General features: G+C 72.2%; 11 protein-coding genes. 2 read left to right on the top strand and 9 right to left on the bottom strand.

What is annotated here, in order from left to right; all coding sequences use genetic code 11:
• Positions 1 to 135 precede the first annotated feature (135 nt).
• The 4 genes from H5965_RS45885 to H5965_RS45870 form a co-directional block, all read right to left on the bottom strand.
• Entirely contained in the window at positions 136 to 1,242 is a 1,107-nt protein-coding gene (locus H5965_RS45885; RefSeq protein WP_310977622.1) for a family 2 encapsulin nanocompartment cargo protein terpene cyclase, read from the bottom strand.
• 10 nt (positions 1,243 to 1,252) lie between these two features.
• A complete protein-coding gene (locus tag H5965_RS45880) occupies positions 1,253 to 2,104 on the bottom strand; it encodes a geranyl diphosphate 2-C-methyltransferase (RefSeq protein WP_310977621.1) in 852 nt (283 codons plus the stop codon).
• A 224-nt stretch (positions 2,105 to 2,328) separates the two neighbouring features.
• Positions 2,329 to 3,873 carry a multicopper oxidase domain-containing protein gene (locus H5965_RS45875; RefSeq protein WP_310977620.1) on the bottom strand — a complete coding sequence of 515 codons (1,545 nt, stop codon included), beginning with the start codon at positions 3,871 to 3,873 and terminating at the stop codon, positions 2,329 to 2,331.
• Positions 3,866 to 4,249 carry a hypothetical protein gene (locus H5965_RS45870; protein ID WP_310977619.1) on the bottom strand — a complete coding sequence of 128 codons (384 nt, stop codon included), beginning with the start codon at positions 4,247 to 4,249 and terminating at the stop codon, positions 3,866 to 3,868. The genes H5965_RS45875 and H5965_RS45870 overlap by 8 nt, the downstream gene beginning before the upstream one ends.
• Before the next feature lie 76 nt (positions 4,250 to 4,325).
• Between H5965_RS45870 and H5965_RS45865 the strand changes: the two genes are divergently transcribed.
• Positions 4,326 to 5,201, top strand: a complete 876-nt coding sequence (locus tag H5965_RS45865) for a LysR family transcriptional regulator (RefSeq protein WP_310977618.1) — start codon at positions 4,326 to 4,328, stop codon at positions 5,199 to 5,201.
• Here the strand turns inward: H5965_RS45865 and H5965_RS45860 are convergent.
• From H5965_RS45860 to H5965_RS45840, 5 genes are all read right to left on the bottom strand, one after another.
• Entirely contained in the window at positions 5,170 to 6,000 is an 831-nt protein-coding gene (locus H5965_RS45860) for a carbohydrate ABC transporter permease (RefSeq protein WP_310977617.1), read from the bottom strand. The two genes, H5965_RS45865 and H5965_RS45860, sit on opposite strands and share 32 nt — an antisense overlap.
• Positions 5,997 to 6,902, bottom strand: coding sequence for a sugar ABC transporter permease (locus H5965_RS45855; RefSeq protein WP_310977616.1), 906 nt, complete (start codon positions 6,900 to 6,902; stop codon positions 5,997 to 5,999). Before H5965_RS45855 ends, H5965_RS45860 begins: the two co-directional genes overlap by 4 nt.
• A complete protein-coding gene (locus H5965_RS45850) occupies positions 6,899 to 8,218 on the bottom strand; it encodes an extracellular solute-binding protein (RefSeq protein WP_310977615.1) in 1,320 nt (439 codons plus the stop codon). The genes H5965_RS45855 and H5965_RS45850 overlap by 4 nt, the downstream gene beginning before the upstream one ends.
• 56 nt (positions 8,219 to 8,274) lie before the next feature.
• Complete coding sequence (locus H5965_RS45845; protein ID WP_310977614.1) at positions 8,275 to 9,030, bottom strand: DUF3152 domain-containing protein; 756 nt, start codon at positions 9,028 to 9,030, stop codon at positions 8,275 to 8,277.
• 865 nt (positions 9,031 to 9,895) lie between these two features.
• Positions 9,896 to 10,897: a polysaccharide deacetylase family protein gene (locus H5965_RS45840; protein ID WP_310977613.1), complete on the bottom strand. Its 1,002-nt coding sequence runs from the start codon at positions 10,895 to 10,897 to the stop codon at positions 9,896 to 9,898.
• A gap of 194 nt (positions 10,898 to 11,091) precedes the next feature.
• On the opposite strand from H5965_RS45840, the gene H5965_RS45835 reads away from it, so the two are divergent.
• Complete coding sequence (locus H5965_RS45835; protein ID WP_310977612.1) at positions 11,092 to 12,036, top strand: hypothetical protein; 945 nt, start codon at positions 11,092 to 11,094, stop codon at positions 12,034 to 12,036.
• Positions 12,037 to 12,064 lie beyond the last annotated feature (28 nt).

Genomic DNA, 12,064 nt, shown 5'->3' with positions numbered 1-12,064 from the left:
CCCTGCATCTGCGGGACCGACTTGGTCGTCGTGGCCAGGGTCCGGGCCGCCGCCCGCCCCAAGCTCGACGGCGCCTGCTCGGATTCCACCTGCTCGGATCCCACCGGGTCGGTGACAGTCACAACGAAACCCCAATCACTGGTAGCGGGGATTGGTGGCGTGCCAGGTGAAGCCGCCGCCCATCCAGGAACGGACACCCACGAGGAAGCGCTGCAGCTCCGGCGACGGCACGGCCAGCAGCTCCCGGTGGCCGTCCTCGAACTCGTGGACGATCTTGTTGTGCAGCTCGACGGTGGCCTCCACCGCCTCCTCGACCGGGCAGTCCCGGTCGGCGGCGATCTGCAGCACCATGTTGCAGACCGGTTTCTCATCGGCTGCGTCCTTGGCCACCGAGTGCAGGTCGTTGACCAGCACCGACGCCGTCCCAGCCCGCATCATCGCTTCGCGCACGCGCGGGTCGTAGTAGAACGGCGCGGCCAGCTCGTAACCGCCGACGGCGTCGACCAAGGTCATCGACGTGTAGAAGCTGTCGTGCTGGCGGGCCGCCAGGTACTCCCACGCCGGTGGGTACCGCCCGGTGTGTCGCCACGCCGCGTAGGCGTCCCAGCTGACGAACATCGAGAACGTCGCGTAGCAGACCCGCTGCACGAGCACCGGCGAACCGTGCCGGCCCAGGTGGCCGATCGCCGAGTGCAGCCCGACGAGGATCGGGTCGCTGCGCAACGCCTCTTCCAGCGGAGGCGTGAACTCCCCGGCCGGGGCGACGGGGTCCATGGCCGCCATGACCAGCGCCAGCCGCGGCGGGAGCTCGGTCGGCGCCGCGCCGAGCGTGCTGTCGTCGGCGTAGTAGTCGTCGGCCGCCCACCAGACCGCGTTGAGCTGCGCGGCGACGAGCAGCCGGTCCGGGTCGTCGCAGTCGGTGTGGGCGAGCATCGCCAGCCGGCCGAACCCGGCGCCGGCGATCTGCTCCAGGCCCTTGCCGGTGAACCCGCAGTCCGCCGCCCAGGCGACCAGCCGCCGGTCGACTTCGGCGGCCAGGCCGTCGTCGACCCGGCCCTGGACCGGGCAGTACAGCGGCGACGCGCTGCCGTCACCCCACGGCAGGTACGCGTACGCCGGGTCCGGCCCGGGCGCGGGCGCGAACTGCGTCGCGATCCGCGCCGCCGACGTCCCCAGCCCGAACGGCACCGCCGGCAGCCCGCCGGCGGTCCATTGTGGACAAGTGGTGCTCTCCCCGGTCACCCCGCCCGCCTCAGACGCGGTCGGCGGCGATCAGCAGGTAGTGGAAACTGCCCTCGCGATAGGCGGTCAGGAACGGCTTTTCGATGCCGGTGGCGACCGACGACTTCTCCCGCAGCTCCCAGTAGGGGATCGTCGCCGCGGTCAGGTCGACGACGTTGATCGGCACGAACCCGTTGGCGGCCAGCGCCTTGAAGTAGTCGCCGCGGGCGTGGATGTTGCAGATGTAGTGCTGGTCGATCTGGCTCACCGCGCGCGACCGGCCGCCCGTGACGTCGTTGTAGCACCCGGTGATCGTCACGTACCGGCCGCCGGGCTTGAGCTGCCGCGCGTGCTCGGCGAACAAGTCGTTCAGGTCCACGTACATCGTGCTCTCGTTGTTCCAGATGCCCTGGAACATCCCGGATTCGAAGCCGGTGTCGAGCATGTTCTTCAGGTGGTAGCGCACCGAGCCGTCGATCCCGCGCTGCCGCACGTGCGCGTTGGCGAACCCGACCTGCTGCTCCGAAATGGAGATGCCGTCGACCTGGCAGCCGAACCGCAGGTGGGCCATGACGCTCGTGCCGCCGCGGCCGCAGCCGGCGTCGAGCAGCCGGTCCTCCGGCGCGATCGGGCCCAGGTGGTCGAGCAGGACGTCCGCCTGCGCGGTCTCGAGCCGGTGCATCTCCGCGATGATCGCTTCGTCGCGCGTGGCGGCCGGGGTTTCGAGCACGGCCGGGTCGTAGTCGCCGAGGCCGTAGTGGTGGTGGTAGAGCCCGTCGACATCGCCCAGCCGGAGGTTCACCGGATCCTTCTCCGCGTTCCAGTAGTCGGCGACCGACTGCTGGTACGCGGTGCGGGTCACGGGCTTCTCGAGAGCGGTCATCGATGGCACTCCTCGTTCGTTTCCTTGACAGGAAAGGGATCCGGTCCCTCACGGAAGACGCTAGTGGCGGGAGTTTCGCAGGGACAAGAAGATTCACTCGGGCTTGGTGGTCCTTGCCCGTCCGGCCCAGCGGAACCCGCGCCTCAGGTGGTCAGGGCTGGTTTGCCGACCCCCGTTGGAGATCGACCCCGCCACGACCGGGTGACGAAGCGCGACAGCCCGTGTCAGGTGATTTCGAGGTTCGCCATCATGCCCATGTCCTCGTGTTCGGCGTTGTGGCAGTGGAAGAGGTACCGGCCGCGGTAGCCGTCGAAGCGGGTGATGATCTCCGCCGCTTCGCCCGGGCGCAGCGAAACGGTGTCCTTGAGCCCGGCGTCGTGCGGCAGCGGCGGCCGCCCGCCGCGCGAGAGCACGCGGAACCCCGCCAGGTGCAGGTGCACCGGGTGGTGGACGTCGGCGACCAGCCGCCACACCTCGACGTCGCCGAGGGGGACGGTGACGTCCGTGCGGGCCGGGTCGAACGCCCGCCCGCCGATCAGCCAGCCGCGCCCGTGGTCCAGCTGACCGGCGCGGAAGGAGAAGTCGCGGACCCGGACCGGCCGGTCCCACGACGGCAGATCCGTCGACAGGACAGCGGGAACGCGGCTGTCGTCCCGGGCGCGGCGCGCGACCCGGAAGGCCATTACTTCGGCGGTGCGCCCGGAGCCGAGCCGGTTGCGCAGCCGGACAAGGCCGCCGACCGGGACGCCCGCGAAGTCCACGACGACGTCGTAGCGCTCGGCCGGCCCGACCGGCAGGGTGGCGTGGGTGACGGGCGCGGCGAGCAGCCCTTGGTCGGCGCCGATCTGGACGAGCGGGAGCCGGCGCCCGTCGTCGGTGACCGCCTCGAGTTCGTAGTGCCGGGCGTTCGACGCGTTGAGGATCCGCAGCCGGTACCGGGCCGCGTCCACTTCGTGCACCGGCCACGGCGCGCCGTTGACGAGGAGCACGTCGCCGAGCACCCCGCCCAGGAAGCTCTCCCGCACGCCCGGCCGGTCCCGCAGCGTGCCGTCCACCGACGGGTAGTCGAGACTGCCGTCGGCGGCGAACGCGCGGTCGGCGATCAGCAGCGGCAGTTCCCGCGCTCCCGCGGGAAGCCCGAGCGCTTCTTCGGCGTCGTCGCGCACGATGTGCAGTCCGGCGAGGCCGCGCCAGATCGCCGGGGCCGTGAAGTCCATCCGGTGGTCGTGGTACCAGAGCAGCGCCGGCCGCTGGTCGAGCGGGAACGTGTAGCTGCGGGTGAGGCGGGTCCGCACGGCCCGCGGGTCGGACATCGCGTGGTGGACGGGAGTCCAGTCCGCGGGCAGCACCAGGTCGGTCGGGTAGCCGTCGGAGTCCGCCGGCGTCCGGCCGCCGTGGAGGTGCACGACGGTCGGCACGGGCAGCTCGTTGCGGTGGGTCACGGTGACCGGCTCGCCCCGGCGCGACTCGATCGTCGGCCCCGGGAACGTGCCGTCGTAGGTCCACATCGGCGTCCGGATCCCGGGCAGGATCTCGATGTCCGCCACGCGCTGGGTGATCTCGAAGCGGCCGGGAGCCACCGGTGGCAGCACCCGGGGCAGCGGAAGCGGCACCCGGAACGGCGGCGGCAGCGGGACGGCGCTGCGGAGTTCGGCGCCGGTGAGCGCCGGCCGCCGGGACAGCGCGGCCGCGGTGGACAGCCCGGTGGCGATAAGCAGGCCGAAGGCGCCGCCGAGGCGCAGCACCTGGCGACGGCTCAGATCACGCATCGACGGCCTCCCACCGGCGGCGCCACAGGGCGACGACCAGCACGACCAGCCCGGCGACGGTCAGCACCCCCAGTGGCAGGTGCAGCCACAAAGCGCCGTCCAGCCCGGCGAAGTACTGGACCGTCTCCGCGGTCACCACCGCCGCCGTGGCGGCGAACGGCCACGCCCGCCGCAGCCGGACCCACACCACGATCGCGACGATCAGCTGCGCGTACCCGAGCGACGTGACGACGTCGGCTCCGGTCGCGTGCAGGCGCAGACCGTCGTAGTCGCCGCTGAGGTACACCCCGGCGAACACCGGCTGACCGGCGATCGCCACCAGGTGCGCGCTCGCCACGACCCGCAGCACCCCACTCGCTTTCCCGGTTCTTTCCACACTCCGAAGCTATGACCGGGAAGTCATCATGTCTAAGATCAATATCGCTATGCCGTTATGACGCGGGAGCCATGACGTGGACCTGGGGACGCTGCGGCAGTTCCTCGTGGTGGCCCGGCTGGAGCACCTCAGCCGCGCGGCCGAAGAGCTGCGCGTCGCCCAGCCGTCGCTGAGCCGCACCATCGCGCGGCTGGAGAACGAGCTCGGCACACCGTTGTTCGACCGGGCCGGCCGGCTCCGGCTCAACGACGCCGGAAAGCTCTTCCGCGGCTACGTCGAGCGCGCCCTCGGGGAGCTGGACGCGGGGCGGCGTGCGGTCGCCGACGCGGAGGGCTTCGGCACGGTGCGGCTGGCGTCGGAAACCTTCCTCACGCTCACCCGGCCGCTCGCCGCGTTCAAGCGGGCCCACCCGGACGTCGAGATCGAGCTGCACCAGCTGCCCGCCGAGGCGATGGCGCGGGCGCTGCGGGCCCACGAGGTCGATCTGTGCGTTGCCTCGCAACCGATCCCCGACGACGGGCTGGCCGGGGTGCGGCTGCTCGACGAGCCGGTGCTGCTGGCCACCCCGCTCGGGCACCGGCTGGCGGACCGTGCCTCGGTGAGCGTCGAAGACCTCGCCGGCGAGCCGTTCGTCACCGCCCGGCGCGGGCACTGGCACCGGCGGCTGCTCGACCGGCTCTTCGCCGCCCGCGACCTGACCCCGAAGATCGTCTTCGAGGGCGACGAACCGGGCGCGATCCAGGAACTCATCAGCGCCGGGATGGGCGTCGGGCTCAACCCGGCGATGGCCCGCCGCGTCGCCGCGCAGGTGCCGGTCGCCTGGATCCCGGTGGACAGCCCGGACTGCCGGCGCACGATCACGCTGTTCTGGGCCGCGGGCGACCGCCTGCCCGCCGCGGCCCGCCTGATGCGCACCGCGCTCACCGAGTGGCCGTGGGACCTTCCGTCGTGATCCCGGCGAGGAAGTGGCGCTGCGCCACGAAGAACACGATCAGCAGCGGCACGGTCGTGATGACGCTGCCGGCCAGCACGATCTCCCACCGCTGCTCGCCGGCCTGGCCGAACTGGTCGGACAGCGCCTTGAGCCCGCGGGGCAGCGTGTACAGCGCCGGGTCGCGCAGGTAGATCAGCGGCTTGAGCAGGTCCGACCAGCTCGCCTTGAGCTCGAACACAAAGCTGACGATCAGCGCCGGGCGGCACAGCGGCACGGCGATGCGCCAGAACAGCGTCCAGTGGCTCGCGCCGTCGACGCGGGCGGCCTCGAACACCTCGCGCGGCAGGCCGAGGAAGAACTGGCGCAGCAGGAAGATGTAGAACGCGCTGCCGAACAGGTTCCCGGCCCACAGCGGCACCTGCGTGTGCGCCAGGCCGACGCTGTTCCAGATCAGGTACACCGGGATCATCGTCACCGCGGCCGGGAGCATCATCGTGGCCAGCACCAGGCCGAAGAGCGCGCTGCGGCCGGGGAAGCGGAAGTAGGCGAAGCCGAACGCCACCAGCGAGCTGGTCAGCGTCACCGCCACGGCCGCCGCCAGCGACACCACGACGCTGTTGACGAACCAGGCCGCGACCGGCGCGGCCCGCCAGATCTCGACGTAGTTGTCCCAGGCCCAGGTGCGGGGGATGAGCAGGTTGTCGAAGACCTGCGCGCGCGGCTTCACCGACGCGCTGAGCAGCCAGACGAACGGGTAGAGGAACAGCACCGTCGCCGCGGCCAGCGCCGTCCAGCGGACCACCCGGCGGGCCGTCACCGGTCACCGCCCTCGTAGTACACGAACCGGCGGCTCAGCCGGACCTGCACCAGCGTGATCGCCAGGATGACGACGAACAGCAGCCACGCCATCGCCGAGGCGTACCCCAGGTGGAGGAACTCGAAGGCCTGCTGGAAGAGGTAGATCAGGTAGAACAGCGCCGCGTCGTTGCTGTAGGTCGCCGAGGCCGCGGAGCCGTAGAACGCGGTGTAGGCCTCGTCGAACGACTGCAGCGCCGCGATCGTCTGGACGATCAGGGTGAAGAACAGCGCGCCGCTGATCATCGGGACGGTGATCCGCCGGAACCGCTGCCACGCCGACGCGCCGTCGAGCTCGGCGGCCTCGTACAGCTCCCGCGGCACGCCGCGCAGCGCGGCCAGGTAGATCACCACCGTGCTGCCGACCGACCACAGGTGCATGAGCACCAGGCCCGGCTTCACCCACGGGCCGTCGGTGCTCCACTGTGGACCGTCGATGCCGACCAGCCCGAGCGCGGCGTTGACCAGGCCGGCCTGGCCGTTGAACAGGATCAGGAACAGCACGCCGACGGCGACTTTCGGGGTGATTTCGGGCAGGTAGAACACCGTGCGGAAGAACCCGGCCGACCGGCGCCCGGCCCGCGTGAGGAGCGAGGCCAGCGCCAGCGAGACGGCCATCGTGGCGGGCACCGACATGACGGTGTACATGAGCGTGTTGACCAGGCTCCTGTGCACCGCCGGGTCTTCGAGGAGCCGCTGGTAGTTGGCCCAGCCGACGGCGTCCGGCGAGCGCAGGGCGTCGTAGTCGGTGAAGGAGAGGACGAGGCTGGCGATCATCGGGAGCGCCATGAAGACGGCGAACCCGATCATCCAGGGGGACAGGAAGGCATACGCGGCCCAGGCGTCTCGCGTACGCCGCTTCACCGGGCGGCGTCCAGCGCCCGCTGGGCTTCCTGCTGGCCCTGGCGCAGGGCGTCGGCGGGCTGCTGCTCGCCCGACAGCACGCGGTTGACGGCGTTCTGCCACGCCGTCTTGAACTCGGAACCGGCTGGGGAGGCGGGCATGGTGAAAGCGCTGTCCTGGGCTTTGAGCACGGTCCGGACGGCGGCGTCGAACGCGGGCCGGTCGGCCAGCTGCACGAGACTGCCGAAGATCTCCTGGTCGGCGACGCGGTTGCCGGTGTAGACGCCGGTGAACGCCTTGCCGGCGGCTTTCCGCTTCTCGGCGCGCGCCTTGGCGGCGGCGATCCACGCCGGTGCGTCGGTCATCGTCTTGATCCAGGTGCAGGCCTGTTCCTTGTGGGTGCTGCCGGCCGGGATGACCCAGGCGCTGCCGGTGACCCAGTCGATCGGGGTGCCGGCGGTGTCGGTGAACGGCGCCGCGGAGATCCGCACGTCGGGGGAGTAGTTGGCGAGGACGTTGAGGTACCAGTCGTCCATCAGGGTGGCCGCCAGCTGGCCCTGCTTGAACGGGTTCTTCTCGCCGAAGAAGTCGAACGAGTCGCGGAAGGCCTTCACCGCGCTCCAGCCGCCCTGGGCGTCGATCAGCGACTTGGCGTACGTCAGGGCTTCGGCCAGCCGCGGATCGTCGAGGTGCGCGGTGCGGCCGTCGTCGCTGAGCATCTGCACGCCGTTGGCCTTGGCCCACAGCGGGAGGAACTCGGGGATCTTCGGGTCGAAGCCGATCCGCGACAGCCCGCCGCCGCTGCGGACGGTGAGTTTCTGCGCGGCCGTGGTCAGCTTCGCCCGGTCCGCGGGATCGACGTCCCGGGGTGTCAGCCCGCCCGCTTCGACGGCGGCGTCGTTCACCAGCAGGACCCGGTTGTCGTAGAACTCGGGCAGGCCGTAGACCTTGCCGTCGAGGGTGACTTCCTCGAGTGCGGCGGGCCGGTACTGGCTGACATCGATGTGCTGCTTCGCGATGCAGTCGGTGAGGGGTTCGAGGGTGCCGCGGGCGGCGTAGGTGCCGAGGAGCTGACGGTCGAGGTAGACGAGGTCCGGTGGGGTGTGCGACGCGACGGAGGCGAGGAACTGCTGGGCGTCGAAGGCACTCCCGCCGATCTTGACGGTGGCGGGCGCGATCGCCTTGCCCGCCAGGTCGGCCCGGGTGGTGGCGATCTCGTCGCCGAGGCCGAAGCCCATGGTCGTCAAGGTGGCTTCGGTATCGCCACCGCTGCCGACCCCGCCGCACCCGGCGAGGAGCAGGATCGTCGTCGTACCGGCCAGAAGTTTCCGCACCATGGCACACCCCTCCCAGAGGGGCGGCGGGTACCCCGCCGGGCGGCGGTCCAAACCAGTCAGCGCGGCCAGGGGTTCGGGCGGCACACGGCGCCGTCCGGCTGGACCTTCGTGGCGGCACCGGGTTCGGCGCGGTTGAGGTTCGCGAGGTAGGTGTTGGAGAGCCCGAAGGTCTGCTGCATCATCACCGGCGCCGGCGCACCGGGGGCGGGACAGCCGACGTGGCCGAGGCCGAGGGCGTGGCCCATCTCGTGGTTGATGGCGTAGGCGCGGTAGCCGGGGAGGTCGCCGTCGTAGGAGTGGGCGCCGCGGAGCCACCGGGCGAGGTTGACGACGATCCGGTGGTCGCGCGAAAGGCGGCAGGAGGAGTCGAAGGGGATGCTGAAGCCGCAGAGGTCCGGGCGCCGCGCGGTGCCGGGGGTGGTCAGGCTGATCCGGACGTCGGGGTCGCCGCCGTCGACCCGCCGGAAGGTGACGTCGCCTCGGCCGGCCCAGCCACGAGGGTCGGCGAGGACGGTGTCGACGTCGTGGCCGAAGCCGGCGAGGTCGACACCGTCCTCGATTTCGACGGTGTAGGTGAGGAGCTTTTCCCCGGTACCGATGTCGTGCCCCCCGCCGGGGACGACGTGCCAGGTCCCCTCGCCGGTTTCGGTGACGGGAACGCCTTCGGGCAGGGCGGCGGGTTCGGGGGCTGCTTTCGGGGGTGTGGTCGTCGTGGTGGGCTGGGCGGAGGCGACCCCGGAGACCCGCCGGGGCTGGGCGGCTTCGGGGGTGAGAAGAAGGGCAAGGGCAAGGGCGACGGCGAAGACGAGCACAGCGGGCGGCCACCAGGCGGCTTGGGCCGGCTTGGGGGCTGGTGGTGCGAGGGATGGAGCGGGTGGTTCGGGGGTGGCGGCGCGGGGGTGCGGGACTCGGGGGGCCGGCGGGCCGACCGAGATCGCGGGGGCGACGGAGATGGTGCCGGGGTGCCGGGCGGAGTGGGTCGGCTCGGCAGCGAAGGACGGGTTCGTGGTTGCCGGGCGAGCTGGTGCGGCTGGGACTGCCGTTTCGGGCAGGGCAGCGGGTTCGGGGGCGGCTGCCGGGCCCGGTGCGGCTGGGGCGGGGTGCGCCGCGTGGGTTGTGGTGGGTGGGGCCTCGGTTGCGGCCGCGGTGAGTGGCTCGGGGGCGGGTGCCGGGCGCTGCCCCGCGGGGGCAGGGTGCGCCGCGTGGGTTGTGGTGGGCGGGGCATAGGTTTCGGTCGAGGTGCACGGCGCGGGAGCCGGGCCCTGCGCCGCGGGGTTTGGGCGCGCCGATTGGGTTGGTTCGGTGGTCCGGGGCTCCGGCGCAGCCGGCCCCGGGGCCGGGCGGGCCGGCGCGATCGTTGCCTCGGCCGACGTGCGTGGCTCCGGCGCGGATGCCGGGCTCGGCGTGGCCGGGCGACTCGGCATGGGCGGAGCCACCGGGGCCGCCGCGACTTGAGCCTCGCGGGCCGGTGCCACCGGGCCACCCGGCTTTTCTTCTACCGGAGCCGGAGCCGGAGCCGGAGCCGGAGCCGGAGCCGGAGCCGGAGCCGGAGCCGGAGCCGGAGCCGGAGCCGTTCGAGCCGCCGGGGCCGGGATGCGGGGCGACTTCACCGCTGTCCCGGGCTGCGGCCGGCGGCGTGGCTGGGGGAGCCAGTCGACGCGGGCCATCGGGTGGCGTTCAGTAGGCAAGGGCCACGCTCGCACACTCCGGCGCCGCCGCGCCCTCGGACCGCGGGTACGACACCGTCGACGGGTCGCCGTCCGATGTGTAGCGGTGAGCCGATGGCGCGCCCAGCTCGTCGAGCCAGTGGGCCGATCCGTACTCCGCCTCCTTGCCCGCCGACTGCGAGCGGATCCGGGGGATCGCCGCCGGGTCGAACTTGCTCGAACACGGTGACGGTGCCGGGCCCGCCCCCACCAGCAGCGCGCCGCCGTACGCGTAACCCGGTCCCTGCACCGCCAGGTCCGGCCGGTGCGGGCGGCTCCCGTACGGCAGCGCGAGGGTCTTCGGCTGGTAGCCCGGCACCGCCTGGCGGATCAGCGCGTCCTCCTCCGCGATCGCCGCCGTGGCCGCGGCTTCCGTTGCCGTGCGCAGGTTCGTGTGGCGGCGCGTGTGGTTGCCGATCTCGAAGCCGTGGTCGGCGAGCCAGCGCAGCGCGCGGCCGTCCGGGTCGCCGCCGAACGGGTGCTCGTTGACGTACACGCTCGCCACCGGGCGGAACCGCGGGTGCGCCGCCGCGACGTCCAACAGGATCCGGATCGCCGTTCCCGCCTCCGGCTGGCCCTGCGGGCTCAGGCGGAACACCGTCGGGTCGCCGTCGTCGAACGTCAGGACCACCGGGTGCGCTCCCGCCGGGAGGTCGACCCGGCGGGACACCAGTTCCGCCGTCGTGATCGGGACGTAGTCCTCGGCCGCGAGGCGCTCGAGTTCCGCCGTGAAGTCGGCGGGCGTGCGCTCATAGACCGACTTCGGCTGCGCGACGATGCGGTGGTACATCAGCACCGGCACCCGGCCCAGCTCGTCGGCACCGACCTGACGGGCGGCGGCGGGCGTGATGCGGGCCGGCGCGGCGGCGGGCTCCGGGCGCGGCGGTGCGGGCGCCGGGGCGACGGGTGCGGGGCCACCACAGGCCGCCAACGCGAAGACAGCGGTGAACCCGAACCGGAAAAGGCAACGCATGCCGGAAGTGTGCGTCCGGGCCGTCGCGGGTGCGGGCCGGGCCACCGGGTCGGGTGAGCGCGGAACTGCGCGCCACCGCGCGAAAAGCCGCGTTCCCGCAGGCCGGCGCCATGCGCCCGAAAGTGGTCCCGGCACGATTCGGTGATCGCCGGGAAACGGGTTTGGCGAAGATCGCCGACGGGTATTTTCCCGCGATGGTCCCGAAAAAGGCGGTCGCCGCCGAACGAACCTTCGATCGACGCCTGGTCCTCACCGCCGCTCTCGCGGGCTTGGCCACGAGCGCGTGCGGTGCGCTGCAGCGGGGGAGGGCGCTGGCCGTGCCCGCGCCCGCCGCAGCCGTCGCGGCACCACCGCCGCCACCACCTCCGAACCCGCTCGAAAAGGGCTTGCTCGTCGGCTTTTGCGGTGCTCCGGGCGCGAAGGCGCTCGGCCGGATGACCGGTAATCTCACCGAAGCGAGCAGTGCGCTGCGCCGCCAGATCGAGACGTTCCCGCAGGGGCGTCCGGTCACCCCGGTCGTCGAGCTGATCGCCACCACCGTGCACCGCTCGCCCGGCGAGGACGGCATGTTCCGCAGCCGCTGCGAGGACTCGACCGTGCGCGACTACCTCGACGCCGCGCGGGCGATGAACGGCTTGCTGCTGCTGAACATCCAACCCGGCCGCGCCGACTTCCTGCCCGAGGTCCAGGCCTACGAGCGCTGGCTGACCGAGCCCGACGTCGGTGTCGCGCTCGACCCCGAGTGGGCCGTCGAACCGGGGGTCATCCCCGGCAAGAAGTTCGGCCGCACGACCGGCGCCGAGCTCGACGGGGTCGCCCGCTACCTCGGCGGCCTGGCCGACGCGCACCGCCTGCCCGCCAAGATCATGATCTACCACCAGGTCGCCGCGTCGGTCGTGCGGGACGAGCAGCTTCTCAAGCCGCACAAGGGCGTCTCGGTCGTCAAGGTCGTCGACGGCATCGGTTCGGCCGCCGCCAAAAAGGCGACCTGGAAGACGCTGATGACGACCATGCCCGCCCACGTGCGGCCGGGCTTCAAGCTGTTCTTCGAGGAGGACACCCGCCGCGGCGCGGACCTGATGACCCCGGCGGACGTCCTGGCGCTGAGCCCGACGCCCGCCTACGTCGTCTACGAATAGCCTGTGCGACAACGAAAGCCCGGTGCGG

It is taken from the genome of Amycolatopsis sp. 505 (genome assembly GCF_031625235.1).
Lineage (GTDB): Bacteria > Actinomycetota > Actinomycetes > Mycobacteriales > Pseudonocardiaceae > Amycolatopsis.
This window is presented reverse-complemented; position numbering and strand designations above follow the sequence as displayed.

Excerpts from the sequence above, each read along its gene's own strand:
- H5965_RS45880 (WP_310977621.1), bottom strand. The coding sequence starts at position 2,104 with ATGACCGCTCTCGAGAAGCCCGTGACCCGCACCGCGTACCAGCAGTCG.
- H5965_RS45840 (WP_310977613.1), bottom strand. The coding sequence starts at position 10,897 with ATGCGTTGCCTTTTCCGGTTCGGGTTCACCGCTGTCTTCGCGTTGGCG.
- H5965_RS45875 (WP_310977620.1), bottom strand. The coding sequence starts at position 3,873 with ATGCGTGATCTGAGCCGTCGCCAGGTGCTGCGCCTCGGCGGCGCCTTC.
- H5965_RS45835 (WP_310977612.1), top strand. The coding sequence starts at position 11,092 with ATGGTCCCGAAAAAGGCGGTCGCCGCCGAACGAACCTTCGATCGACGC.
- H5965_RS45850 (WP_310977615.1), bottom strand. The coding sequence starts at position 8,218 with ATGGTGCGGAAACTTCTGGCCGGTACGACGACGATCCTGCTCCTCGCC.